At 72.3% G+C, this 24,329-nt stretch carries 20 protein-coding genes and 9 pseudogenes; 17 read left to right on the top strand and 12 right to left on the bottom strand.

Translation table 11 applies throughout. The features are described 5' to 3' along the window. Positions 1-181: 181 nt before the first annotated feature. Positions 182-3,668, bottom strand: a pseudogene (locus tag DEJ15_RS08650) (proline dehydrogenase family protein). An 82-nt stretch (positions 3,669-3,750) separates the two neighbouring features. Between DEJ15_RS08650 and DEJ15_RS08645 the strand changes: the two are divergent. The 4 genes and pseudogenes from DEJ15_RS08645 to DEJ15_RS08635 all read left to right on the top strand — a co-directional run bounded on the left by DEJ15_RS08645 (position 3,751) and on the right by DEJ15_RS08635 (position 6,747). Beyond that, positions 3,751-4,654, top strand: a pseudogene (locus tag DEJ15_RS08645) (LysR substrate-binding domain-containing protein). Positions 4,655-5,077: 423 nt separating this feature from the next. Then, a complete protein-coding gene (locus DEJ15_RS08640) occupies positions 5,078-5,752 on the top strand; it encodes a hypothetical protein (protein WP_284174821.1) in 675 nt (224 codons plus the stop codon). Then, positions 5,749-5,946 (top strand): annotated as a pseudogene (locus DEJ15_RS18245) (putative Ig domain-containing protein); the annotation flags it as partial. The gene DEJ15_RS08640 and the pseudogene DEJ15_RS18245, both read left to right, overlap by 4 nt. 6 nt (positions 5,947-5,952) lie before the next feature. Continuing rightward, entirely contained in the window at positions 5,953-6,747 is a 795-nt protein-coding gene (locus tag DEJ15_RS08635) for a hypothetical protein (RefSeq protein ID WP_349814955.1), read from the top strand. A 100-nt stretch (positions 6,748-6,847) separates the two neighbouring features. On the opposite strand, the gene DEJ15_RS19455 is transcribed toward DEJ15_RS08635, so the two are convergent. Together DEJ15_RS19455 and DEJ15_RS08620 are read right to left on the bottom strand one after the other, a co-directional pair. Next, positions 6,848-7,330 carry an MBL fold metallo-hydrolase gene (locus DEJ15_RS19455; RefSeq protein WP_502866156.1) on the bottom strand — a complete coding sequence of 161 codons (483 nt, stop codon included), beginning with the start codon at positions 7,328-7,330 and terminating at the stop codon, positions 6,848-6,850. A gap of 139 nt (positions 7,331-7,469) precedes the next feature. Further along, positions 7,470-7,748: pseudogene (locus tag DEJ15_RS08620) on the bottom strand (MBL fold metallo-hydrolase); the annotation flags it as partial. Positions 7,749-7,954: 206 nt separating this feature from the next. On the opposite strand from DEJ15_RS08620, the pseudogene DEJ15_RS08615 reads away from it, so the two are divergent. The 3 genes and pseudogenes from DEJ15_RS08615 (at position 7,955) to DEJ15_RS08605 (ending at position 9,455) form a co-directional block, all read left to right on the top strand. Then, positions 7,955-9,002 (top strand): annotated as a pseudogene (locus tag DEJ15_RS08615) (ATP-dependent DNA ligase). Positions 9,003-9,147: 145 nt separating this feature from the next. Beyond that, positions 9,148-9,309, top strand: a complete 162-nt coding sequence (locus tag DEJ15_RS08610; protein WP_181419599.1) for a hypothetical protein — start codon at positions 9,148-9,150, stop codon at positions 9,307-9,309. Further along, entirely contained in the window at positions 9,306-9,455 is a 150-nt protein-coding gene (locus tag DEJ15_RS08605; RefSeq protein ID WP_181419600.1) for a hypothetical protein, read from the top strand. Before DEJ15_RS08610 ends, DEJ15_RS08605 begins: the two co-directional genes overlap by 4 nt. 65 nt (positions 9,456-9,520) lie before the next feature. On the opposite strand, the pseudogene ligD reads toward DEJ15_RS08605, so the two are convergent. Continuing rightward, positions 9,521-10,542 (bottom strand): annotated as a pseudogene (gene ligD, locus DEJ15_RS08600) (non-homologous end-joining DNA ligase). A 10-nt stretch (positions 10,543-10,552) separates the two neighbouring features. After that, entirely contained in the window at positions 10,553-10,783 is a 231-nt protein-coding gene (locus DEJ15_RS08595) for a hypothetical protein (protein WP_284176168.1), read from the bottom strand. A 10-nt stretch (positions 10,784-10,793) separates the two neighbouring features. Between DEJ15_RS08595 and DEJ15_RS08590 the strand changes: the two genes are divergently transcribed. The 3 genes from DEJ15_RS08590 (at position 10,794) to DEJ15_RS08580 (ending at position 13,356) form a co-directional block, all read left to right on the top strand. Continuing rightward, positions 10,794-11,444, top strand: coding sequence for a DUF429 domain-containing protein (locus DEJ15_RS08590; RefSeq protein ID WP_284176167.1), 651 nt, complete (start codon positions 10,794-10,796; stop codon positions 11,442-11,444). A gap of 100 nt (positions 11,445-11,544) precedes the next feature. Then, positions 11,545-12,654, top strand: coding sequence for a glycosyltransferase (locus tag DEJ15_RS08585; protein ID WP_284176166.1), 1,110 nt, complete (start codon positions 11,545-11,547; stop codon positions 12,652-12,654). A 6-nt stretch (positions 12,655-12,660) separates the two neighbouring features. Next, a complete protein-coding gene (locus DEJ15_RS08580; protein WP_181419602.1) occupies positions 12,661-13,356 on the top strand; it encodes a uracil-DNA glycosylase in 696 nt (231 codons plus the stop codon). Between the two features lie 4 nt (positions 13,357-13,360). Here the strand turns inward: DEJ15_RS08580 and DEJ15_RS08575 are convergent, their stop codons facing one another. Further along, positions 13,361-13,792 carry a DUF6892 domain-containing protein gene (locus DEJ15_RS08575; protein ID WP_110826081.1) on the bottom strand — a complete coding sequence of 144 codons (432 nt, stop codon included), beginning with the start codon at positions 13,790-13,792 and terminating at the stop codon, positions 13,361-13,363. A gap of 95 nt (positions 13,793-13,887) precedes the next feature. Between DEJ15_RS08575 and DEJ15_RS08570 the strand changes: the two are divergent. Next, a pseudogene (locus DEJ15_RS08570) lies at positions 13,888-15,345 on the top strand (APC family permease). Positions 15,346-15,417: 72 nt separating this feature from the next. Here the strand turns inward: DEJ15_RS08570 and DEJ15_RS08565 are convergent. The 3 genes and pseudogenes from DEJ15_RS08565 to DEJ15_RS19450 all read right to left on the bottom strand — a co-directional run. Continuing rightward, positions 15,418-15,906: an ADP-ribosylglycohydrolase family protein gene (locus tag DEJ15_RS08565; RefSeq protein WP_284176165.1), complete on the bottom strand. Its 489-nt coding sequence runs from the start codon at positions 15,904-15,906 to the stop codon at positions 15,418-15,420. After that, positions 15,869-16,261 carry an ADP-ribosylglycohydrolase family protein gene (locus DEJ15_RS08560; protein ID WP_284176185.1) on the bottom strand — a complete coding sequence of 131 codons (393 nt, stop codon included), beginning with the start codon at positions 16,259-16,261 and terminating at the stop codon, positions 15,869-15,871. Before DEJ15_RS08560 ends, DEJ15_RS08565 begins: the two co-directional genes overlap by 38 nt. A 28-nt stretch (positions 16,262-16,289) precedes the next feature. Next, positions 16,290-16,376 (bottom strand): annotated as a pseudogene (locus DEJ15_RS19450) (ADP-ribosylglycohydrolase family protein); the annotation flags it as partial. A gap of 152 nt (positions 16,377-16,528) precedes the next feature. On the opposite strand from DEJ15_RS19450, the gene DEJ15_RS08555 reads away from it, so the two are divergent. Next, the gene (locus DEJ15_RS08555; protein WP_110826084.1) at positions 16,529-17,149 is read left to right on the top strand and encodes a hypothetical protein; all 621 of its coding nucleotides are present in this window, start codon (positions 16,529-16,531) and stop codon (positions 17,147-17,149) included. Here DEJ15_RS08555 and DEJ15_RS08550 read toward each other — a convergent pair. Together DEJ15_RS08550 and DEJ15_RS08545 are read right to left on the bottom strand one after the other, a co-directional pair. Then, entirely contained in the window at positions 17,146-17,589 is a 444-nt protein-coding gene (locus tag DEJ15_RS08550) for a hypothetical protein (RefSeq protein WP_284176164.1), read from the bottom strand. The two genes, DEJ15_RS08555 and DEJ15_RS08550, sit on opposite strands and share 4 nt — an antisense overlap. Before the next feature lie 96 nt (positions 17,590-17,685). Then, positions 17,686-17,940, bottom strand: a complete 255-nt coding sequence (locus DEJ15_RS08545; RefSeq protein WP_284176163.1) for a hypothetical protein — start codon at positions 17,938-17,940, stop codon at positions 17,686-17,688. 325 nt (positions 17,941-18,265) lie between these two features. Between DEJ15_RS08545 and DEJ15_RS08540 the strand changes: the two genes are divergently transcribed. From DEJ15_RS08540 to DEJ15_RS08530, 3 genes are all read left to right on the top strand, one after another. Next, the gene (locus tag DEJ15_RS08540; protein ID WP_284176162.1) at positions 18,266-18,589 is read left to right on the top strand and encodes a hypothetical protein; all 324 of its coding nucleotides are present in this window, start codon (positions 18,266-18,268) and stop codon (positions 18,587-18,589) included. An 88-nt stretch (positions 18,590-18,677) separates the two neighbouring features. Beyond that, positions 18,678-20,090: an amino acid permease gene (locus tag DEJ15_RS08535; protein WP_110826088.1), complete on the top strand. Its 1,413-nt coding sequence runs from the start codon at positions 18,678-18,680 to the stop codon at positions 20,088-20,090. Between the two features lie 269 nt (positions 20,091-20,359). After that, on the top strand, positions 20,360-20,818 hold the full coding sequence (locus DEJ15_RS08530; RefSeq protein WP_284176161.1) for a hypothetical protein: 459 nt from the start codon (positions 20,360-20,362) through the stop codon (positions 20,816-20,818). A 139-nt stretch (positions 20,819-20,957) separates the two neighbouring features. Here DEJ15_RS08530 and DEJ15_RS08525 read toward each other — a convergent pair whose 3' ends face one another. Then, the gene (locus DEJ15_RS08525) at positions 20,958-21,398 is read right to left on the bottom strand and encodes a BLUF domain-containing protein (RefSeq protein WP_110826090.1); all 441 of its coding nucleotides are present in this window, start codon (positions 21,396-21,398) and stop codon (positions 20,958-20,960) included. A 129-nt stretch (positions 21,399-21,527) separates the two neighbouring features. Here DEJ15_RS08525 and DEJ15_RS08520 point away from each other — a divergent pair, with 129 nt between their 5' ends. Together DEJ15_RS08520 and DEJ15_RS18240 are read left to right on the top strand one after the other, a co-directional pair. Continuing rightward, positions 21,528-23,531 (top strand): SWIM zinc finger family protein, encoded by a 2,004-nt coding sequence (locus DEJ15_RS08520; protein WP_284176160.1) that lies wholly within the window; start codon positions 21,528-21,530, stop codon positions 23,529-23,531. A gap of 13 nt (positions 23,532-23,544) precedes the next feature. Next, positions 23,545-24,297: pseudogene (locus DEJ15_RS18240) on the top strand (DEAD/DEAH box helicase); the annotation flags it as partial. Positions 24,298-24,329 lie beyond the last annotated feature (32 nt).

Here is a 24,329-nt window from a genome sequence, read left to right as displayed (position 1 = left end):
ACACACCAGGCACTGCACCGATTCACACATGAACCTGTTGTACCGAGGGGTCGCCGAAGGCCGATCCGGACAGCGCTCACCGGCTGGCCGGGCATCATCCGCCACACTGCAGGACGGACACGGCACCGCGTGGAAGCGAGGGGCCGTGTCCGTCCGGAGGGGTCGTACTGGCGAGCAGCCGTCAGATGAGGTCGTCCGACAGGTGGTTCGGCGTCCCGAAGCGGTGCGCCGTGATGGACACCGCCTGCTCCCGGAGGAACGGCAGCATCTCGATGCGCCCGGCCTCGGTCACGGGCTCCGCGTAGACGGCGACGTCCGGCCGCCCGTCCGTCCCGACGGCGAGCGCGGCAGCGTCCCCGGCGATGAGTCGGACGCGCGTGGACGGGCCGGCAGCGATCCGGGCGGCGAACGTCTCGTCCGACTCGGTCTGCCGCACGGACTCGACGAGCGAGAGGCCTCGGAGCGCGGTGGCCACCGCTTCCGGGAGCGCGACGGCCGTGGAGACCTGGACGGAGGTGCCCGCACGGAGCGCCGCGGCGACGACCCGCACGAGGTCCTCGGTCGTGCCCTCGGCAGCCAAGCGGACGTGTACCCCCCGGGAACGGCAGGTAGCGGAAGACGTTGCGCTCGGCGGAGAGTGCGGACACGTCGGCCGCGGTCCCGAACTCCGAGGTCCACGCGAGCTCGTCGGACGCAACCGCACGGTCGACCGACTCGGACGCCACACCGGTCGCCCGGACGAAGGCCGAAACGTCCGACGACGGCGTCGAGCCAGCGCGGGCCACGGCGGGCTCCCAGGAGCCGAGGCCGACCAGGTAGTTCACGCCGCCGGCCTTGGTGCCCGCGCCGACTGCGGACTTCTTCCACCCGCCGAACGGCTGGCGGCGGACGATCGCGCCCGTGATGCTGCGGTTCACGTAGAGGTTGCCCGCCTGGATGCGCCGGAGCCACGTCCCGATCTCACCCGGGTCGAGCGAGTGCAGGCCGGAGGTCAGGCCGTAGTCGACCTCGTTGACGATGTCGATCGCCTCGTCCAGGGTCTCCGCCACCATCACGCCGAGGATCGGGCCGAAGTACTCCGTGCGGTGGTACTCCGAACCGCGCCGGACGCCCTGCCGGACACCGGGGCTCCAGAGCTTCCCGGTCTCGTCGAGCTGCTTCGGTGCGATCGCCCAGGACTCCCCGGCGCCGAGCGTCGTCAGGCCGTCGAGCAGCTTGCCCGATGCCGGTTCGATGATCGGTCCCATCTGGGTCGTCGGGTCGGTCGGGTAGCCGACGGTCAGCGAGGACACCGCGTCGAGGAGCTGGTTGCGGAAGCGCTTGGACTTCGCGACCGAGCCGACCATGACGACCAGCGACGCGGCCGAGCACTTCTGCCCCGCGTGACCGAAGGCCGAGGCGACGACGTCCTTCACCGCCAGGTCGAGGTCCGCCGACGGGGTCACGATGACCGCGTTCTTGCCGGAGGTCTCGGCGACCAGCGGCAGATCCGGGCGGAAGGACCGGAACAGCTCGGCGGTCTCGTACGCGCCGGTCAGGATCACGCGGTCGACGAGCGGCGACGCGATGAGGTCCTTCCCGAGCTCGGACTCCTCGACGTCGAGGAACGCCAGGACGTCGGCCGGTGCACCGTGCGCGTCGAGGGCGGTCTCGATGACCGACGCCAGGACGGCACCACTGCGGGCGGCCGGCGGCGCGGGCTTCAGCACGACGGCGGACCCGGCGGCGAGGGCGGCCAGGGTCGAGCCGGCGGGGATCGCCACGGGGAAGTTCCACGGCGGCGTGACGAGCGTCAGCGCGGCCGGGGTGAACGACGCACCGTCGACGGTGTCGAGCGATGCGGCCAGTTCGCCGTAGAAGTGCGCGAAGTCGATGGCCTCGGAGACCTCGGGGTCGGCCTGGTCGATCGTCTTGCCGGTTTCCGACGCCATGACCTCGATGAGGGCGGCGCGGTTCGCTTCGAGGGCGTCGCCGACGGCGTGCAGGACCGCGCCGCGGGCGGCACCCGACCACGAACCCCAGGTCGTGCCCGCGGCGCGGACGCGCTGCAGGGCGGACTCGAGGGTCGTGGCGGAGGTGATACGGGCCTCCCGGACGGCGGAGACGCCGAGCGTCGAGGTGGCGATCCGCTCGGTGATGGCGGCACCCCACTCGCGGACGGCACCGACGGACGGGTCGCTGTCCGGCGTGTTCTCGAAGTGGCCGGGGACGGGACGGTCGACGGCCGCGTACCGGTCGGCGACACGGTGCGGCGCCGGGGCGTCCAGTCCGCCGGGCAGCGCGAGCGGGGCGAGGGAGTCGCGGAACCGGGCTTCCTCGCGGGCGAACAGCGTCGGGGACGAGGCGAGGGAGAACACCGCGGACATGAAGTTGTCCTGCGACGCGCCCTCCTCGAGACGACGGATGAGGTAGGCGATGGCGACGTCGAACTCCCCCCGGGTGCACGACCGGCGTGTAGAGGAGCAGCGAGCCGACGGTCTTCTTCACCGCGGCCGCCTGGCCCTGCGCCATGCCGAGGAGCATCTCGAACTCGATGCCGTTCCGCACACCGCGCTCCCCGGCGAGGAGCCACGCGTGTGCCACGTCGAACAGGTTGTGCCCGGCGACGCCGACCCGCACGTTGGCGATGCGCTCGGGCGTGAGCGCCCAGTCGAGCACGCGCTTGTAGTTGGTGTCCGAGTCCTGCTTGGTGTGCCAGGTCGCGAGCGGCCAGCCGTGCACCGAGGCCTCGACCTGCTCCATCGGCAGGTTCGCGCCCTTGACCAGGCGCACCTTGATGTCGGCGCCCCCCGCGGGCACGGCGGGCGGCGGACCACTCCTGCAGGTGTTCCATCGCGGCGAGCGCGTCGGGCAGGTACGCCTGCAGCACGATCCCCGCCTCGAGGTCGGTGAACTGCGGCTCGTCGAGGAGCTTCGTGAAGACCGCGATCGTCAGGTCGAGGTCCTTGTACTCCTCCATGTCGAGGTTGATGAACTTCTTCGGCGTCGACGCCGCCGCACGCTCGAACAGCGGCCGGAGCTGCCCGACGATGTCCTCGACGGCGTGGTCGAACGCCCACGGCGAGTGCGGGTGCACGGTCGAGGAGACCTTGATCGACACGTAGTCCACGTCGCCGCGGCTCAGCAGCGCGTGCGTGCCGGCGAGGCGGCGCGCGGCCTCGCGCTCACCGAGCACGGCCTCGCCGAGCAGGTTCACGTTGAGGCGGATGCCGTCCTGCTTGATCTTCGCGATCGCCGGACCGAGCTTCGCGTCGGTGGCGTCGACGATGAGGTGCCCGACCATGTTCCGGAGGACCCGTCGGGCGACGGGGACGACGACCCCCCGGGAGGCCCGGTGCCATCCCGCCACCGAGGCGCACCAGGCCGCGGAGCGCGGCCGGCAGGAAGCCGGGTGCGTCCGGCGCGATGGCGCGGAGCTTGCGGGCAGCGACGCCGAGGTCCTCGGGGCGGACGACGCCGTCGACGAACCCGACGGCGAAGGCCAGGCCCTTCGGGTCGGCGAGGACGCCGGCGAGCTGCTTCGCGGACCCGTCGATCGGGTACGTCTCTGCCTCGGCGAGCCACTGTTGGACGAGCGCGACGGACTCGTCGGCGAGTCCGGCGGAGTCGGTGGTGGTCACATCGTCGGTCGTGGTCGCTGCGTCGTCGCGCGGCTGGACGTCGGTCATGGGTTCAGTGTGGGGCTCGCGCTTCCGGTAGCGGAAGCAACTCTTCCTGATGCATTCCGTTCAGCTGCACTACTGTTTCCCCATGCTCGACGTCCGGCGCCTCGTGCTCCTGCGGGAGCTGTCGATCCGGGGCACCGTGGCCGCCGTCGCCGAGGCGATGAACTTCACCCCGTCGGCGGTCTCGCAACAGCTGGCGGTCCTCGAGCGTGAGGCCGGTGTGCAGCTCCTCCGGAGGGCCGGACGGCGCCTCCAGCTCACGCCGCAGGCCGAGGTGCTCGTGGCCGCGGCGGGCGACGTGCTCGACACGCTCGAGCGGGCGCAGTCCGCCGTCGAGGCGACGCTGACCAGCGTGCAGGGACGCGTCCGGGTCGCGGTCTTCCAGTCTGCTGCGCTCGCCCTCATGCCGAACGCGCTGCGCATCATGGTCACCGAACACCCGGGCGTCCGCGTCGAGATGGTCCAGCGCGAGCCGGAGACCGCACTCAACGAGACGTGGGCTCGGGACTTCGACATGGTGATCGCCGAGCAGTACCCGGCGCACGCGGCCCCGCGTTTCCCGGGCCTCGACCGACGTGAGCTGACGACGGACGCCGTCCGGCTCGCGCTGCCGCCGGTCGACACGTCGCTGTGGCCGGTCGACTCCCTCACCGGCGCGGCCGACCTGCCGTGGGTGATGGAGCCACGAGGAACGGCGTCGCGGCACTTCGCGGAGCAGCTCTGCCGGCGCTCGGGCTTCGAACCCGACGTTCGGTACGAGACCGCCGACCTGCAGGCGCAGATCCGGTTGATCGAGTCCGGGAACGCGGTCGCGCTCATGCCGGACCTGGTCTGGGCCGGCCGGTCGACCACCTGCCGGCTGCTCGACCTGCCCGGGGACGCCGAGCGGACGATCTTCACGGCGCAGCGGACGGCGAGTTCACTGTCCCCCCGCCGTGGCAGCGCTCCGGGACGCCCTGGAACGGGCTGCGGCGACCTCCCGTTCCTGAGACCATCGGTGCCGACGAGTCCGGCCCGATCGCGTGGGCACGCGGGCTGTTCGCCGCCGGGGCCGCGGTCCTGACGGCCCGCCTGCGCCGTCGTCGCGCCTGATCGGCGGAGACGCGAGCGCCCCTCCCGGGGGGCGCTCACGTCTGTACGAACGCAGAGGAACCGGTGCGGGAAACCGCACGATCTGGAACGCCTACCCCCCAACTCGGGGCACTTCTGCCGTTGCGCGCGCCTCTACACCCCGCCATCCCAATACGCTCCGATCACCCGAGGACTCTCGGCCAACTCTTGTGTTCCGGCACCCGTCCGGACTCGAAATATGGGGGGAACAACCCGTGCATCGCAGCACCTCCTTCGTCCGACGCGCGTGCGCCGTCGGTACTGCCACAGCACTCATCGGCCTCACGACCGGTCTCGGCGTCATGACCGCGACGACCGCCTACGCCGACGAGGCACCGACGACCGACACGTCGGTCACCACTCCCGCCGCTCCGGGCACCGACGCCACGCCGGGTACCGACGCGACGACGGCGCCGGGCGAGACGACCACGCCGGCCGAGCCGAGCCTCCCGACCGACGGCGTGACCAGCGCCCCCGGTGGCACCGGCGCGACCACGGGTGGTGACGCCGCCGGGACCGGCGCCGTCACGCCGACCGCTCCGACCACCGGCAGCGCGACGCCGGCACCGACCAACCCGAGCACCGCGAAGCCGAGCGCCACCAGCCCGGCCGAGGCCGCGCCCACGGCGGTGGCATCCGCAACCGTGACGATCTCCGGCACCGCGAAGGTCGGCCAGACGCTCCGCGCGAAGCCCAAGGGCTTCACCGACCCGTCCGCGCTCTCCTACAGCTGGTCGGTCGACGGTGTGGCCACCGGCGACCAGGGCCCGACCTACGACGTCGTCGCCGACGACGCGGGCAAGGTCGTCACCGTCACCGTGCAGAACACGCTCCTCGGGCACACGGACGAGACCGCGACGGCGGACACCGCCGTCGTCACCCAGGACCCCGTGTTCGTGGACGAGAACGGCAAGCCCATCGAGAGCGGCACCGACGCCGACGAGGACGTCTTCCCCCCTCGAGACCACCGCAGGTGAGGCCTTCTCGTACACCTTCCGCGCGGTCGGGAGCCCCGCACCGACGTACTCGCTCGCCTGGTTCTACGACGGCTACGAGGCCGACCCCGAGTACCCGGAGGACACCCCCCGAGGGCCAGCTGCCCGACGGCATCACGTTCGACCCGGCCACCGGCGTCCTGTCGGGTACGACCGAGATCGCCTCGTACTACGACTTCGCCGTGACCGCGACCAGCGGATCGGCCACGACGACCCAGTACGTCGAGTTGTCGGTCGACGCCGCAGCACCCGCGGGCGTGCAGGTCATCGCCACGGACCGCGCTGACTACGAAGAGCTGTTCGGCGACGGGATGTCCATCGGCTTCCAGCTCCGAGCTGCCGCAGCAGAGGAAGAGGACTCGGGCACCATCCGGAGCTGGATCATCGGCGAGGACGGCGACATCGACACCGTCGACCTGAACTGGAGCACCGGCGCTGACGGCGGGGACCTCGACGTCGTCTTCACGCCTGGTGGTCGCCCCACCGTGGAGCAGGACGGCACGCTGCTGGTCGACGGCGGGATCGTCGACCGGTTCGGCAACGAGGTCACCGATGACGAGGGCACGCCGTCCGCGCTCACCGTCACCTCCGACGTCGCCTCCGACGTGATCACCATCGACGAGGAGTTCGGCGGCTACAACGCGGTCGACGTGACCTTCCCCGAAGCCTCGACGCACACCCTGACGGCCACCGGCGACGCGTTCGCCACGTCGTTCCCGGTCGTGGTCACCCCGACCGCGACCACCCCGGGCACCACGCCCCCCGGTCGCCACGCCCCCCGGTGTCGGCTCCCCCCGGTGCTGACCCAGCCGGCAGCCGCGCCGATCGGCACCGTCCCGGTCCGCACCGCCGCGCACGGCCGACTCGCCTACACCGGCACCGACAGCACCGACGCCCTGCCCTGGGCGCTCGCCATGCTCGCCGCCGGTGCGGCACTGGTGGGCCTGCGTACCGTCCGCCGTCGCGCCCGTCGCTGACCCGGACGGGAGGCTCCTCCCGCGGCCCCGTCGATTCCTCCACGGATCGGCGGGGCCGTTCCGTTCCCGCCCGCCCGTTGGCGCGACGGCGCGCCGGTCGTCAGGCGCCGCGGATCTCCTCGGCGCGACCGAGCAGGTCGGCGTGGAACGCGGTCTGGCTGAGGGCACTCGCGAGCAGGAAGCCCGACATCGATTCGATCCCGCCGCTGAACGGCACGCGGGACGCGACCTCGAAGAGCGTCGGCCGGTCGAGTGCGTCGAGCGCGTCCGCGACGTGCCGGGTCCGCTCGTCCCGGTGGTCGATGAGCACACGGGCTCGGGACACGACGTCGCGGAACCGGTACTCGTGCCCGGGGCAGACCTCGAGGTGCCCGTGTCCGTCGAGCCTCGCCAGCGAGCCGAGCGCGTCACGCAGCGGGTTCGTCCCGGTCCGGCCGCCGAGTCCGACGCCGGGGTTGATCCGCGGCAGGACGTGGTCCCCGGTGAACAGGAGCCCGTCCGGCTCGTCGACGAAGCAGACGTGACCGCCGGTGTGTCCCGGCGTCCACAGTGTGCTGATCGTCCGCCCCGGGATCGGCAACACGTCCCCGTCTGCGAGCAGCAGGTCGGCGAACGGCGCCTCCGCCGTCCCCTGCCCGATCCGGCGGCCGGTCCCCCCACGCGGCCAGGACCCCGTCGAGCAGCGCGGCGGGCACGCCCCAGGTCCGCACGTCGCGGTCGTTCTGCTCCGCGTCGGCCCGCTCGTGCTCGAGCGCGCGCACCTCCGCGGCGTGCATCGCGACCGGGGCACCGGAGCGTCGCCGCAGTGCGGCCGCGGCACCGAGGTGGTCGGCGTGCAGGTGGGTGACGGCGACGAGGGTGACGTCCTCGAGCCGGCGGCCGATGGTCCGGAACCCGTCGGACAGCACGTCGAGGGAGCCGCCGTCGGACCACCCGGGGTCGATGACCGCGAGCGCCCCGTCGCTCCCCTCGATGACGTACGCGAGCGTGGCGTCGGGCACACCGCCTCGGAAGGGGACCGCGATGGTCCAGATGCCGGGCCGGACCTCCTCGACGGGCGGGAGGGCACCGGCGGCGAGCGCCTCGGCCTGCGCGGTGCTGACGGGCGGCGGGATCGACACGCGACCACCCTAACCAGGCGGTGCCGGCGGACCGGGCCGTGACGGGCATCCAGGCCGGTCCCGCAGCGGGCGGGTAGACAGGCCGCATGGAGACCATCGCGCCCATGCTCGCCAAGGCCGTCGCCACCGTGCCGGACCCCGACAGCGTCGCGGGCGGCCTGCGGTACGAGCCGAAGTGGGACGGCTTCCGGGGCATCGTGACGATCGACGGCGACGACGTCGAGATCGGCAGCCGCGGCGCCAAGCCGCTGACCCGGTACTTCCCGGAGCTCGTCGAGGCGTTCCGCGCCCGGTTCGGCGGCCGGGAGCACCCCGTCGTCCTCGATGGTGAGGTCGTCGTCCGCTCCGGGGTACCGGGGGAACGAGCGGCTCGACTGGGAAGCCCTGTCGCAGCGGATCCACCCCGCCGCCTCGCGGATCGCGAAGCTCTCGGTCGAGACGCCGGCGCAGTTCGTCGCCTTCGACCTGCTGCACCTCGACGGCGAGGACCTGACCGGCCGGCCGTTCGACGAGCGCCGTGCCGCGCTCGAGGAACTCGGGGCCGACCTCGCAGCCCCGCTCTTCGTCACCCGCACCACGCTCGACGTCGAGGTCGCCCGCGAGTGGCTCACGACGTTCGAGGGTGCCGGCCTCGACGGGGTCGTGGCGAAACCGCGGTCGAAGCCGTACGAGCCGAACAAGCGCACGATGCTCAAGGTGAAGCACCACCGCGAGGCGGACGTCGTCGCCGTCGGGTACCGGGTCCACAAGAGCGGGACCGGTGTCGGGTCGCTGCTGCTCGGGCTCTACGACGACGCGGGCGAGCTGCGGATGGTGGGCGGGGTCTCCGCCTTCACGGACAAGCGGCGCCGGGAACTCGTCGACGAGCTGGAACCGCTCGTCGAGCGGGACGCGGACGGGAGGCCCGTCACCGGTGACGGGGAGCGCTCACGGTTCTCGTCCGGTCGCGACACGTCGTTCGTCCGGCTGGCACCGGAGCGCGTCCTGGAGGTCCGGTACGACCAGATGGAGGGTGACCGGTTCCGGCACACCGTGCAGTTCGCGCGGTGGCGTCCGGACCGCGAGGCGCGCTCGTGCGGGTTCGACCAGCTCGAGGTCCCGACGGCGTACGACCTCAGCGACGTCCTGTCCTGATCCGACCGCGGTCCGTCCGGTCAGATGTCCAATCCGCGCTCCGCAGTGATCAGTAGTTAGCCGAACTAGTGAAACTGTGGAAACATCTGAGGCACCAGGGAAACGGTGGTCGGACACCGTCTCGACACCACGGATCGGAGTGGACATGAGCAACGAGATCCTCATTCGCCGGGCGCAGCGCAGCCCCTTCAGCGAGGTCCGCGAAGCACGTCATCTGCGTGCGCTCCAGACCAGCGCGATCATCAGCGGCATCGCCGGTGTGACCGCCGCCGCGCTCGCCTTCGTCACGATCGGACTCGGCGCATGATCGTCCTGGACGGCGTGACGCAGGGCAACCGCCGCACGTGGTCGCGCCTCACCCGCCTGCACACCGCCACGGTCGGTCTGCCGCTGCAGACCTCGCGCGTCGAGGACGACGGACTCCGCTCCGAGGACGCCTCCTCGCTCGTCTGAGGCCCCGTCCGAGCGGGCGCCGTCCCAGGGGGGCGCCGTCCCAGGGGGGCGCCTCAGCGGTCCCGTCAGCCCTTCTTCGCCCGGGACGGCTGGACGCGCGGCGGCTCGCCGGGCATCTTCGGGAAGTCCGGCGGGAACGGCAGCTCCCCCCTCACCACGCTCCAGGTCGCGAGCCCACCACTCCAGTAGTGGATCGATGCTCCGCGGCGCGGCGGACATCGTCTCCCACGGATCGCCGGTGGCGGCGAGCCGACCGGGGACGGTGCGGATCGTGAACACGGTCGGGTCCGCGGTGTCGAGCTCCTCCCACGCGAGCGGGGTCGACACGGCAGCGTGCGGGAGCGCACGGGGGCTGTAGGCACCGGCCATCGTCCGGTCGCGGTTCGCCTGGTTGAAGTCGACGAAGACGCGTTGCCCGCGCTCCTCCTTCCACCACGCGGTCGTCACCTGCTCGGGCATCCGCCGCTCGAGTTCCCGGGCCGCCGCGATCACGGCGTGCCGGACGTCGAGGAACTCGTACGCCGGCTCGATCGGCGCGAAGACGTGCAGGCCGCGGTTGCCGCTCGTCTTCACCCACGCCTCGAGCCCGACGTCGGCCAGGACCTTCCGCAGCTCGTGAGCCGCGGGCACCGCGTCGGAGAAGTCCGTGCCCGGTTGCGGGTCCAGGTCGATCCGGAGCTGGTCCGGGTGGTCGCTGTCCTCGGCACGGGATGCCCACGGGTGGAACACGACGGTGTTCATCTGCGCCGCCCAGACCGCGACGGCCGGCTCGTCGACCACCAGCTGCGGGTGGCTCCGGGCGCTCGGGTAGGTGACCGTCACCGCGCGGACGTAGTCGGGCGCACCCTTCGGCGGGTTCTTCGAGAAGAACTGCTCGCCGTCGACACCGTCGGGGAAGCGCTGCAGCGAGATCGGTCGGTCGCCGTTCGCCCGGACGAAGGGCTCCCCCCACGTCGACGAGGTACTGCGCCAGGTCGAGTTTCGTGATGCCGAGGTCCGGCCACAGCACGCGTGCCGGGCTGGAGATCCGGACCTCCCGGTCGCCCTCGGGTCCGGGTACGGTCAGCGTCGTCGCCGGTGTCGCCATGCTGCGGAACCTACTCCCCAGCACCCGCGGAGTACGTGCCGCGCGTCCGCACGGGCAGGATGACACCGTGAACGCGTACCTCGGGGTCGACCTGGCGTGGGGCCTCGGGACCGAGCGTCGGGCGCCGAACGAGACCGGCCTCGCCGCCGTCGACGACGCGGGACGGGTGGTCGACGCCGGCTGGGCCCGCGGGGTCGACGCGGTCACCGCCTGGATCGCCGAGCGGCTCGGCCCCCCGCACGCTCGTCGCCGTGGACGCCTCCCTCGTCGTCACGAACCCGACGGGCATGCGCCAGGTGGAACGGCAGGTCGGCCAGCGCTACGGCCGATGGAGGGTCGCCGCGAACCCGACGAGCCTCGCCTCGGCCGCGAGCGCGGGCGCCCGCCTGCTCGACCGGCTCACCGCGCTCGGCATCACCTACGTCAGCGACACCGCGAGCATGCGCGCCCGCAGCGGCCCGGCGGTCTTCGAGTGCTACCCGTACACGACCCTCGTCGGCGTCGAGGAGTTCGGCTACGACGACGAACGCCCCCGGTACAAGCGGCTCGCCCCGTCGGTGCCGCCGGCGGTCGCCCGTCAGCGCCGCGCCGAGGCGTTCGACGAACTGGTCCGGCGCGTCCGCACGAGGCCGCTCGACCCGCCGCTCGACCTCGACGGCGATCCGCGCACCCGGGCGCTGGCGGAGCCGTCGGTGCTGCACGGACCGACGCACAAGCACCGGGAGGACCTGCTGGACGGCGTCCTCTGCGCCTGGACGGCGGCGTTCTGGGAGCGGCACGGCGACCGACGGGTGCAGGTGCTCGGAGGCGATGACGGCTCCCCGTCCGACCCGCGCGACACCGCCGGACGGCTGCCGGCCCTCGTCGCACCGGCGCGGGAGGCGCAGCGACCCGCTCGCTAGGCTGGTCCGGTGAGCACGACGACCGAACCGCTGCGCATCGGGCTCGTCTCGCTGCACACCTCCCCCCGGCGACGAACCCGGTTCCGGCGAGGTCGGCGGCATGAACGTCGTCGTCCGGCACCAGGCCGAGGCCCTGGCCGACCGCGGCCACCAGGTGGACATCATCACGCGACGCTCGTCGCCGACGCAGCCGGACTCGGTCGCGCTCGTCCCCGGCGTGTGCCTCCGGTTCCTGTCCGCCGGGCCCGCCCAGCCCGTGCCGAAGGGCGAACACGACGCCTTCATCGAACCGTTCCGACACGGGCTCGCCGCACTCGGACCGTTCGACGTGCTCCACTCGCACCACTGGTTCTCCGGTGCCGCAGCGCTCCCCGTCGCCCGTGACCGCGGCGTCCCGCACGTCCAGTCCTTCCACTCGATCGCCGCCGACGCGGAGACGCCGCTGTCCGAGGGCGAACGACCCGAGTCCGCCGGCCGGATGGCCGGCGAGCAGCGCCTGGCCCGGGAGTCCGACGCGGTCGTCGTCGTGAGCGAGGCGGAGGCCGAGACCGTCCGCACACGGCTCGGCGGTGATGCGTCGCGCGTGTGGATCGTCCCGCCGGGCGTGGACGGGTCGGTCTTCCGTCCGGCTGGCGTCGGTGCCCGCCGGGCGACCGCGCCGTACGTGGTCGCCGCTGCACGCGTGCAACCGCTCAAGGGCCTGGACCTGGCGATCGAGGCCATCGCCGGCATCGACCGGGAGGCCCGTCCCACCCTCGTCATCGCCGGGGACGCGTCGAGCGAGGCCGGCGACCACGTGGCCGAACTGCGTCGGCTCGCCGAGTCGCGGGGCATCGCCGACCGGGTCACCTTCATCGGGCCGCAGTCGCGCGCCGACCTCGCCTTCCTGTTCCGCGGGGCAGCGGCCGTGCTCGTCCCGTCCCACTCGGAGACGTACGGGCTCGTGGCGCTCGAGGGTTCGGCGTCCGGTGTCCCGGTCGTCGCGGCCGCTGCCGGGGGGCTGCGCGAAGCGGTGCTCGACGGCGAGACCGGGGTCGTGCTCGAGTCCCGCGACCCGGCGGTGTGGGCCGCGGAGATCCAGCGGGTGCTGACCGAGCCGGAGTACGCCGCCGCACTGTCCTCTGCGGGTCGTGAGCACGCCGAGCGGCTGAGCTGGGACCGATCGGCGGTCGGCCTGGAGCGCGTGTACCTGCGGGTGCTCGGGCGCTGAGGCGACGTGACGCCCGAGCCTGCACCGATCGACCTGGCCGCGTTCTGGGCGGCGCTCGACGCGGTGCCGGCAGCGGCGGACGCCGAGCGGTTGTTCGACGACGGCACCGGGGCTGCCGTGGGCGGGACTGCCGTGGGCGGGGGTGACCGCGTCGGCGCTGGTGCCGGTGCGAGCGGGGCCGGGGTGCTGCGTCGGGCGAACCTCGACCGCTACCTCCGGCGGTTCGGCCCGGCGGCCGACACGATCCTGGTCGCCGAGGCGCCCGGGTGGCGCGGCATGACGAACACCGGTGTGCCCTTCACGAGCATGCGCGAACTGCAGGACCCGGACGGGCTCTTCGCCGACGTCCCGTTCGCGGTGCCCGAGGACCCGACCGCACCGTGGGAGGCGTCATCCCGTGTGGTGCACGCAGCCCTGCGCGGGTGGCACGGCCCCCTGCCGGTGCTCTGGGCGGTGTTCCCGCACCACCCGTTCGCCGCGCCGGACCGGCTGACGAACCGCACACCGCGTCCGAGCGAGGTGCGGGACGGTGCTCCGGTCGCACTGGCCCTGGCCGAGGCCGTCGGGGCACGACGCTTCGTGGCGGTCGGTCGGAAGGCGCAGGGTGCGCTGGCCGCCGCGGGCATCGACGCGATCGCGGTGCGGCACCCCGCCCAGGGCGGCGCGGCAGAGTTCACCGCGCAGCTCGCCGAGCTCCGCTGAGGGACTACGCCGAGCGCACGTCCACACCCTTGGCGGCGAGCGCCTCGGACACGTGCGCCGGGAGCGGAGCAGCGGCGTACACGATGCGCAGGGCCGGCAGGTCGATGACGTCGTCCCAGTTCTGCGGGTCGTAGCGGTCGTCGGAGCCGTCCCACCCGGGGTGCACGTCCTGCAGGACCTCGAGGTCCGAGTCGACCGTCAGCTCGGTGACCAGGTCGAGCTGCGACGGCAGCAGGTCGAGGTCGTCGTAGTACGCACGCGCCCGGTCGTCCTGTCCCGGAACGTCGTCCTCGTCCACCACCGTCTCCTCGTCGTCGTCCCCGTCGTAGGGCTCGATGACGTCCAGGTCGTAGCAGAGCGCGTCGAGCACGAGCAGCTTCGCGTTGAAGTCCGCGAACTCGATGGGTTCCTCGGTGGTCGTCGACTCCTCGTCCATGCAGGGAGCGTACCGAGGGGCGGCTGCACGTGCCCGACTCGGCTGATTTCCCTGTGGGACTGGACAGGAAGCGGTCAGCAGGAACAGGGTGGGGCATGGCGACCACCACGAAGGCCGAACACGACGCGGGGCATCAGACCGAGCTCCGCCGTGTCATCGGTCCGAAACTCCTCCTGCTGTTCATCGTCGGCGACATCCTCGGCACCGGCGTGTACGCGCTCACCGGGCAGGTGGCCGCAGAGGTCGGCGGGGCCGCGTGGCTCCCGTTCCTCATCGCCTTCTCGGTGGCGTTGCTCACGGTGTTCTCGTACCTGGAACTCGTCACGAAGTACCCGCAGACCGCCGGTGCCGCGCTGTACGTGCACAAGGCGTTCGGCATCCACTTCGTGACGTTCATCGTCACCTTCATCGTGATGTGCTCGGGGATCACGTCGGCGTCGACGGCGTCCCGTGCCTTCGCGGCGAACCTCGGCGTCGGGTTCGGGCTCGAGCTGCCGAACGTCGTGGTGATGCTCATCGCGATGGCCTTCATGCTCGCCGTCATGGCGGTGAACTTCCGCGGTGTCAGCGAGTCCGTGAAGACGAACGTCGTGCTCACGCTCGTCGAGCTCTCGGGCCTCGTGCTCGTCATCCTCGTGGGCTTCTACGCCATCGCCGGCGGCAACGCGGACTTCTCGCGGGTCGTGATGTTCGAGACGCCGGAGGACAAGAGCCTGCTGCTCAGCGTCTCGACGGCGACCTCGCTGGCGTTCTTCGCGATGGTCGGGTTCGAGGACTCGGTGAACATGGCCGAGGAGACGAAGGACCCGTCGCGGATCTTCCCCCCGCGTGATGCTGACCGGGCTCGGCATCACGGCCGTCATCTACGTCCTCGTGTCGATCTGCGCCGTGGCCGTCGTGCCGATCGGCGAGCTGGCCGGCAACGAGACGCCGCTGGTGACCGTCGTGCAGACCGCGGCCCCGGACTTCCCGATCGGGTCGATCCTGCCGTTCATCTCGATGTTCGCCGTCGCGAACACCGCACTCATCAACATGATGATGGCGTCCCGGCTGCTCTACGGCATGAGCAAGCAGGGCGTGCTCCCGCGCTTCCTCGGTCGGGTCTCCCCCCACCCGCCGGACCCCGTCGACCGCGATCGTCTTCACGACCGTCATCTCGCTGCTGCTCATCGGATGGGTCTCGCTCGACCCGGAGTCGCCGATCGTCGTGATCCTGGGCGGGACGACCTCGCTGCTGCTGCTCGCCGTCTTCGCGGTCGTGAACACCTCGGTGCTCGTGCTGCGGCGGGACCGGGTCGGACACAAGCACTTCCGGGCGGGGGGTCGTCCTCCCGGTGATCGGTGTCGTGGCCTGCCTGTGGCTCGTGCTGCCGTTCTCGTCCGGTCGTGCTGCGGAGCAGTACCAGATCGCCGGCGCACTGCTCGCGCTCGGCGTCGTGCTCTGGCTCGTGACGTGGTTCACCCACGGGCGGAAGGTCGCGGACAAGGCGCCGACGGGGCTCGTGACCGAGCCGACCGCGGTGCAGCGCGACCCGCGCGACGACCACCACTGACCGAGCGGCGAGGCGCGTCCCCGCCCGACGGCCAGGGTGGCCCGTCGAGCGGGGACGCGCGCGGTACCGGGGTCAGCTCCGGCGGGCGGGGAGGCCGAGCGGCCCGGGGGTCCGGTCGATCGCCCGGACGGCGAGGGACCGGACCCAGTCGAGGCGCTTGCCCGGCCACCCGTGCACGAGGACCGTCCACTGCTCGGGCAGCGCCGACGCCCCGGCGAGCGCCCCGGCCAGTCCGCCGGTGATCGCCGCGACGGTGTCGGTGTCCCCGCCACCGCGGACGGCACGTTCGAGGGTGTCGACCACGCCGTCACCGGAGGTGATCGCCGCCACCGCGGCCTGCAGCGACGCGACGACCCACCCGTTGCGCTCAGTGTGGTCCGCGGGCGTGGAGGCCTCGGCCTCGGCGATCCGGTCGAGCCACAGGGTCCGGCGCTCCCGCGGCAGCAGCGGCACACCGCGACGGACGTCGAGCCGGCCACGACGGACCGCGTGCCGGATCGCCACCGTCCAGAGCACGCAGGCGTCACCGGCGTCCTCCTCGTAGTGCGTCAGGTCGCTCACCCGACGGGCGGCGACGGCGAGGGGGGCGCTTGGCCCCGTCGCCGAGGAACCCGAGCACGAGCGGCGTCGTCCGCATGAGTGAACCGTTCCCCGCCGACCGACCGCGTTGCTCGTGCACGGCGCGGGCGGCGGCCTTCGCGGCCTCCTCGGTGTTCGCGGTCATCCGGCCGAGGACGGCACGGGTCTGGGCGCCGACGTCGGGAGCGTCCTGCGCCCAGTCCGACCAGGCCGCGAGGAGGCGTCCGTGGGTCCTCGCCTCGTTCCAGCGCGCACCGTTGGCGACCGCCTCGAGGACGGGGATCGCCATGCTCGTGTCGTCGGTCCACTCCCCCCGGCTCCCAGCCGAACGGTCCACCACCGCGCATCTCGACGGGCTGGTCCGCGGTCAGAGGCGGGCCGAACTCGTACGGGGCTCCGAGCGCGTCCCCGCACGCACTCGCCAGCACGGCGCCGAGCGCCCGGTCCTGCATCGCTGTGTCCATCGTTCCCTCCGCTGTCCACGGTAGTGCCGCGAACCGGGGGCATGTCGGCACGCCCCACGTCCAGCGGGAGCGCTTAGCCTCTCTGTGGTGAGCGGCTCCCCGGCCGCTCGTCCCGCCCACCCCGACGGAGGAACGACCCCATGCGCCGTGCCGGCATCGCACTCGCGTCGGTCTTCGGCGTCGGTGTCGTCGCCGCCGTCATCGGGGTCATCGTCCTGATCGTCGTCGCGGTGAACTCACTGACCGGGATGGCGTCGTCCTCGGCGACGCCCCGGGCGCTCACCTGCCCGGCAGCACCGGCGAAGACCGTCGGCGGCGTCGTGGTGCCGGCCGGTCCGATCGGCGGGTTCTGCCAGGACCGTCTGGTGAACGCCGCCGAGGTCATCCGCGCCGCTCGCGCCCTCGGCATCGGACCGCACACGCAGGCCGTCGGCGTGATGACCGCGATCGGCGAGTCCGGGCTCGTGAACATCGACCACGGTGACGCCGCCGGGCCGGACAGCCGCGGACTGTTCCAGCAGCGCGACAACGGCGCGTGGGGCACGTACGAGCAGCGGATGGACCCGTACACGGCGGCGTCGATGTTCTACGCGAAGCTCGTCAAGGTGCCCGGGTGGAAGACCATGACGCCGACGCAGATGGCGCACGCGGTGCAGGTGAACGCCGACCCCGACCACTACGCCAAGTACTGGCCGACCGCGAAGCGCGTGGTCGAGGGTCTGACCGGCGAGACCGTGCCGGACGTCGCACCCCAGGGCTAGGTCAGGCGGCCGAGTCGACGGGTTCGTCGTCGTCGAGCTCGATCATCGACGCCCCGTCCTCGTGCACGACGACCTGCCCGCGCAGCCGGACGCCGTGCTCGGCGAGGGTGCAGGCCATCGCGTCGACCCACGCCCAGTCGACGGGGAACAGCCCGCTCGCCCCCCGGTCGTTCCCACGCGAGGACCACCTGTGCGGCGCCGACCTGCGCGACCACGTCCTCGACGAGTGCGCCGAAGTCCGGCACCCGGTCGTCGGGTTCGTAGGGCAGGTCGGCGACCGGCATCACCAGGTGCACGGGGAGGCCCCGTTCGCCCAGGAACAGCACCCAGCACTGTCGCCGGACGGGCGCGTCGAGGAGGGCGACGACGAGGTCCACCACGTCGGCGTCGGTTCGGACTGCGGTTCGCTCGAGTCGGTCGAGCACGTCGGTGTCTGGCATGCCCTCAGCGTCGCCGTCCGACCCGCCGACGGACCCCTCCGATGGCCGATCTGTGGACGACCACGACGTCCGACGGCCCTGTGCAGGAAAACCCGTTCAGATGCCGATCGTCACCGTACCGCCCACGACGAGCCGCGCCACGAGGAACACCACCACGACCAGCCCGAGGCCGAGCAGCGCGACCGGCCACGCCGTCCGGCGTCGGACGAGCCGGAGCACGCAGACGACGGCCGCCACCAGGAACACCAGCGCGACGAGCACCGGCCCGAGCGTCACGACCGTCCCGCCGAGCCCCTCGTTGCAGCGGTTGCCCGGTGCGTCGCACGAACCGAACCCGAGCGCGAGCAGCATGATCCCCCCACCCGGCGGTCAGCGCGGCGAGCGCCCCGACCACCAGCAGGACGACGGAGGCGACCACGTCCGCGACGCGACGACCGCGGCGTCCACCGGACCGGGCCTCCCGGCCGTCCAGGACCGCGCCGTCCTGGGCTGCGCCGTCGTGCCGGGCTCCGCCGTCCGGGTGTCCCGACGTCATCGGCGGCGGCGCGTGCGGACCGACCGCAGGGCGGCCGCGAGCACGAGGACGGGGCGCAGGAGCACGCGGGCGGAGGAACGCATGGGTCCATCGTGCCTCGTCGACGGGACGCCCGTTGCCGCTACGGTCGGGGCATGGCCCGTGCGCGCGACCACGAACCCCCCTGCCGCTCCCGCCACCGCAGCCGTGCTGCTCTCCGGGTTCGCCTTCCTGCAGGGGCTGATCCTGCCGGCGGAGGACGTGGGACGGCACCTCGCGATCGGGTTCCTGTTCGGCGGACTCGGTCTGCTGTCGGCGTGGCGGGCGATCCGGATCGGTCGTCGCCGACGCGCGGCTCGGCGGTGGGCATGGGCCGCAGCCGTCCTCGGGATGCTCGGCGTGGGGATGCTCGCCTACCAGGGACTCGTCATCCTCACCGGCGGCGCGCTGCCGCCGCCGTTCTGGTGGCCGTACGCGCAGCGCTGACGGGAGGCCCGGCCGGCGTCGCGAGGGCCGCCCGCCCGGCGTCCACCAGGAGCGTGCCGATCCGCCGCGGCGGGTGCAGGATGGCGGCATGGCACCGACGCCGCGATCCTCCACCCTGTTCCGCCGGAAGCCGATCGACACGATCGACGACGACGCCGGAGCCGAGGGCGGCCTGAAACGCCACCTCGGCCTGTGGCAGCTCACCGCGATCGGCATCGGCGGGATCATCGGCGCGGGCATCTTCACGCTGGCGGGGACGGTCGCGAACGGCGTCGCCGGACCCGCCGTCCTCATCAGCTTCCTGGTCGCCGGGGTCGCCAGCGCTGCGGCCGCGTTGTCGTACGCCGAGTTCGCCGGCCTCATCCCGAAGGCCGGCAGCGCCTACACGTACGGCTACGCGGTGCTCGGCGAGATCGTCGGGTGGTTCATCGGCTGGGACCTGCTGCTCGAGTACACCGCGATCGTGGCGGTGGTCGCGATCGGCATCTCCGGCTACGTGGGCTTCCTGGTCGGCCAGTTCGGCATCGACCTGCCGGCGTGGATGCTCGGCGCCCCGGGCACCGGGGACGGACACGTCGTCGACGTCTTCGCGATCCTGCTCTGCCTGCTCACCGCGTTCGTCCTGACCCGCGGCATCCGGAGCGCTGCCCGGTTCGAGTTCGTCGCGGTCGGGATCAAGGTCGCACTCGTGGTGCTCATCGTGGTGCTCGGTGTCTTCCACATCGACAGCGCGAACTACTCGCCGTACTTCCCGTTCGGCTTCGGCGGCGTCATGACCGGGGCGGCGACCGTGTTCTTCGCCGTGTTCGGCTACGACGCGATGTCCACCGCGGCCGAGGAGTCCACCGACGCCCGGAAGCACATGCCGAAGGCGATCCTGCTCTCCCTCGGGATCTCGATGGTCCTCTACGTGCTCGCGACGCTCGTCCTGACCGGGATGGAGGACTACAAGGACATCGACCCTGCGTCCGGCTTCTCGTCGGCGTTCGCGTCGGTCGGCCTCGGCGGGATCGCGAACGTCATCGCGATCGGCGCGATCGTCGGCATCGTCACGGTCCTCGTCACCTTCATGCTCGGTGCCTCGCGCGTCTGGTTCTCGATGAGCCGCGACGGCCTCATGCCGAAGTGGTTCGCCAAGACGGACCCGAAGCGGCACGTCCCGACCCGGGTGACCTGGATCCTCGGCATCGCGTCGGCGGTCCTGGCGGGCGTGCTGCCCATCGGCGTGGTTGCCGAGCTGACGAACATCGGCATCCTGCTCGCGTTCGTGGTCGTCTGCACCGCGGTCATCGTGCTCCGCTACCGGCAGCCGGACCTCGACCGGCAGTTCCGCCTGCCGTTCATGCCGGTCGTCCCGGCGATCGGCGTCCTGGCGTCGCTGTGGCTCGTCTCGTTCCTGCAGTGGGAGACGTGGGTGCGGTTCGGGATCTGGTTCGCGATCGGGCTCGGCGTGTACTTCGGCTACTCGCGGAAGCACAGCGAGCTGGCGAAGCAGCGCTGACCGGCGGCCGGCTCCCACCCTCGTACGGGGACTCCCCCGGCAACAGACCGCCCACCACAATCGGGTGAGCATCTGTCAAAGGAGAACCATGCGCCGTTTCGCGCTCATCGCCGGCATCGTCGCCGCCGTCATCACCACGTCGGTCGTCGGCGTCGGTCCCGCCCAGGCAGTCACCGGGGACACCACGCCGTACAAGAAGGCCTACGGCACCTTCGAGAGCTTCTCCAGACAGGGGAAGACCAGCACGGTCATCAAGCTCCCCCGCAGCGGTGAAGAGCGGCATCATCATCGCGACCTACCGTGGCAGCTCCGAGTTCTCGATCGAGGGCCTGGACAGCGCGAACCAGCAGAACGGCGACCTGCCCGTCTACCACTACGGCGCCTACTCCGGCACGACCGCGTTCGGCCTCCAGTCGTTCACGACGACCCGCGCATTCCGGGTCACGGGCACCGGCGCCTGGAGCCTGACCGTCAAGCAGATGTCCCGCGCGCCGTTCCTCACGAAGACGGGTCGCGGCGACCACGTGTACCTGTCCGGCGCGAAGGCGCGGAACGTCCGGATCACCAACCGCGGCGAGGGGTACTTCGGTGTCTTCCAGACCCCGCTGTCGCAGGGCTACTCGAACCTCGTTGTCAACGAGATCGGTCCGTGGACCGGGATCGTACCCCTGGTCAAGGGACCGTCGGTCATCCAGGTCCAGTCCGACGGAGCGTGGTCCATCAAGTGACGTCCGTCCTGGTCCGATACAACCATCGGACCAGGACCGCGTCGGGCGGCCCGCCAGGTTGCAGGACCCGCACAGCAGACGACGAAGCCCACCGGACCAAATCCGGCGGGCTTCGTCGTCGGGGCGCAGACGGCCGGTGTCAGTCGCGCCGGTGCTTCCCCAGCGAGGCCGTCGGCGCCGCCATCGGGTGGTTGCGGAACCACCGGAGCAGCTCACGCGCCTTGCTCGCGTCCGCGCTGGTGTCGCCGGTGAGGAAGTCACTGAAGCCCTCGGGTGGTTCGACCTCCGTGTCCCGGCTGAAGGCCATCGACCACTCGGGGAACCGGCGGGTGTGGATGGTCTCCTCCACCAGCAGACGGACCTCGTCGTGACGCGGGTCACCGACGATCCGGCCGTACGTCGAGAGCACCGCGTCGTGCGGCCCCTCGAGGAGCTGCATGAACCGACCCTCGCGGTAGACGAGGAGGCCGGTCAACCCGTCCTCGGTGTTCCGGACACGCGAGCGCTCCAGGACGGCGTCGAGTGCGGGACCGTCGAAGTGCTCGGTGGCCGAGCTCATGTAAACGAGTGACTGCAGCATGATGATTCATCTTCTCGTTTCCGGCGGCTCCGTGAGGTCCCCAGAACGGGGCAGAGCGTCGGCGGGGCCTGGCACGATGTCCCTGTGCCAGCTGCTCCGATGATCGACGCCGTCGACGTCATCCGCTTCGTGGGGCCGCAGACGTTCGGGCGGGCCCGCGACGTCGTCCGCGCCGGTCTCGTCGAGGACGCTACCTGGCACGACGAGGACGGTTCGATCACCGCGACCGTCAGTGGCAGCGCCGACGACCCCTACGACGTGCAGGTCGACACGACGATCGCCCGCGGCGAGTTCGTCCGCCCCGTCCGCAGCCACTGCACGTGCCCGCTCGGCGGCGAGTGCAAGCACGTCGCCGCCGCGCTCCTCACCATCAACGCCCGGGCCCTCGCCGCGCAGGCCGGCCCGAGGACACAGGCGCCCACCCCGCCGACCCCGGACTGGAGGCGCGACCTCGCCCGCCTCGCCGGCGACGACGACGACGACCCGGTCGGGTCCGGCACCGTTCGCGCGGCAGGTGGGATGGGCCTCCAGTTCGAACTCCGCGACGCGGTCCCGGCCAGGCTCGCCGGCCGCGCCCGCGCAGCCGGCCGCACCCTGCCGGTCGCCTCGCGGGCGGTGCGGCTCGGCGTCCGTCCGGTGAGCCGGAGCGCGGCGGGCAACTGGGTGCGCGGACAACTGACCTGGGGTGCGCTCCCCTACTCGATGAACCGCCTCGGCCTCGAGCCCGAGCAGCACGCCTGGTTCATGCAGTTCGCGGCGCTGCACCGCGCCGGACAGCTCGCCGGTCTGCCCGGAGAGAGCGACTGGATCCACCTCGACGACTTCCGCAGTCCGCTCCTCTGGCCGTTGCTGCGGCAGGCCGGGCCCCTCGGCATCGCGTTCGTGACCGGCAAGCGCGAGGGCGGGGTCGAGCTCGGCACGGACGGCCGCGTGCTGCTCGACGCAGTCCGCACCGCCGACGGGCTCGTGATCGGCGCGAGCGCCGTGATCGACGGGCGACCAGTCGCCGAGGGTGCCGCTCGTGTCGTCGGGGACCACGGCGTGTACGCCTTCCGGGAGTCGCCGGAGTTCTCCGTCGCCCTCGCACCGACGCCGTCGCCCGTCCCCGAGGACCAGCGGCGGATGCTCGTCGAGGCTGCCCGGATCACCGTGCCCGCTGACGAGGTCGACGAGTTCCTGGCGGACTGGTCGCCGCGCCTCCGCGGCTCGCTCGGGCTCGTCAGCTCGGACGGCTCCCTCGAGCTGCCCGAACGGACCCCGCCGGAGCTCGTGCTCACGGTGACGTTCGAGCCGGCGCGGGCTCCCCGGACGGACGACCGTGCCCACCTGCAGTGGCGGTGGAGCGTCGACGGGCGGAAGGACCCGGTGTCGCTGCACGGACCGCTGCCCGACCTCGGCAGCGTGCTCGCCGCCGACGAGGCTCGGGCCACGGCGCCTGCTGCGGACGAGTCGGACCCGGCCACGTCGGGGACGTCCGACGACACGGCGGAGCGGTCCGGGCCTCCCGTCCCGGACGCGGACCACGCCGAACAGACCGATGCCCCCCGAGCGCCTACCCGGTCCCGGCGGCGGACTCGGCTGGTTCGAGGACGGGACGATCGACGGCGCCGACGTCGCCGTGCTCGCCACCGAGCTGCTGCCCGCGCTGCCAGCCCACGGCGTCCGCGTCGTCGTGCAGGGCGAGCGGGTCGACTACGAGCGGTTGAGCGGCCGACCGCACATCCGCGTCACGACGATGCCGTCGGACAAGCACGACTGGTTCGACCTCGGGATCATCGTCAGCGTCAACGGCAAGGAGATCCCGTTCACGCCGCTGCTCCGGGCGCTCGCGAAACGGGACCGGCGGCTCAAGCTGATCGACAACTCGTACCTGTCGCTCGCGGATCCGGCCTTCGACCGGCTCAAGGAGGTCATCGAGGAGGCCCGCGAGCTCGAGGAGTGGGAGCCCGACCAGCCGCTCACCGTCACGCCGTACCGGGCCGCGCTGTGGGCGGAGTTCGACCAGCTCGCCGACGAGACCGAGCACGACGAGCGGTGGCAGGAGATCGCCGGGCGCCTGCTCGACGCGACCGCGCCCGCCGACCTCGCGGTCCCGGAGACCGTCCACGCCGAGCTCCGGCCCTACCAGCGTGACGGGTACGCGTGGTTGTCGTTCCTCGTCGAGCACGGCGTCGGCGGGGTGCTCGCCGACGACATGGGCCTCGGCAAGACGTTGCAGGCACTCGCGATGATCGCCGGGCGTCGGGCAGCCGCACCGGAGGCTCCCCCGTTCCTCGTCGTCGCGCCCACGTCCGTCGTCGGGAACTGGGCGGACGAAGCGGCGAAGTTCGTGCCGTCGCTGCGGGTCACGACGATCGCCTCCACCTCGCTGAAGGACCCCGCCCGGGTCGCACGCGCGGCCGCCGCGTCCGACGTCATCGTGACCTCGTACGCCCTGCTCCGGCTCGACGCGGCCGCGTACCTCGACCTGCACTGGTCGGCGTTGCTGCTCGACGAGGCGCAGTTCGTGAAGAACCCGCAGTCGCAGACGCACCGGGTCGCCGCCGAACTCCGCGCTCCGGTCAAGATCGCCGTGACGGGGACGCCGCTCGAGAACGGGCTGTCCGACCTCTGGGCCCTGTTCTCGATCGTCGCGCCCGGACTGCTGTCGTCGTGGACGCGGTTCGGCGAGGACTACGTGAAGCCCCTCGCCTCACCCGAGCTCCGCGGTGCCGCCCGGAAGGAGCTCACCGACCGGCTCCGACGACGGATCCGCCCGCTCATGCTCCGCCGGACGAAGGAGAGCGTCGCCGCGGACCTGCCCGAGAAGGTCGAACAGGTCGTCCGCGTCACCCTCGACCCGGCGCACCGCGACCTGTACGAGACGACGCTGAACCGGGAGCGGCTCAAGGTGCTCGACCTGGTCGACGACCTCGACCGCAACCGCATGAT

It is taken from the genome of Curtobacterium sp. MCJR17_043 (genome assembly GCF_003224315.2).
In the GTDB taxonomy this organism is placed as follows: domain Bacteria; phylum Actinomycetota; class Actinomycetes; order Actinomycetales; family Microbacteriaceae; genus Curtobacterium.
This window is presented reverse-complemented; position numbering and strand designations above follow the sequence as displayed.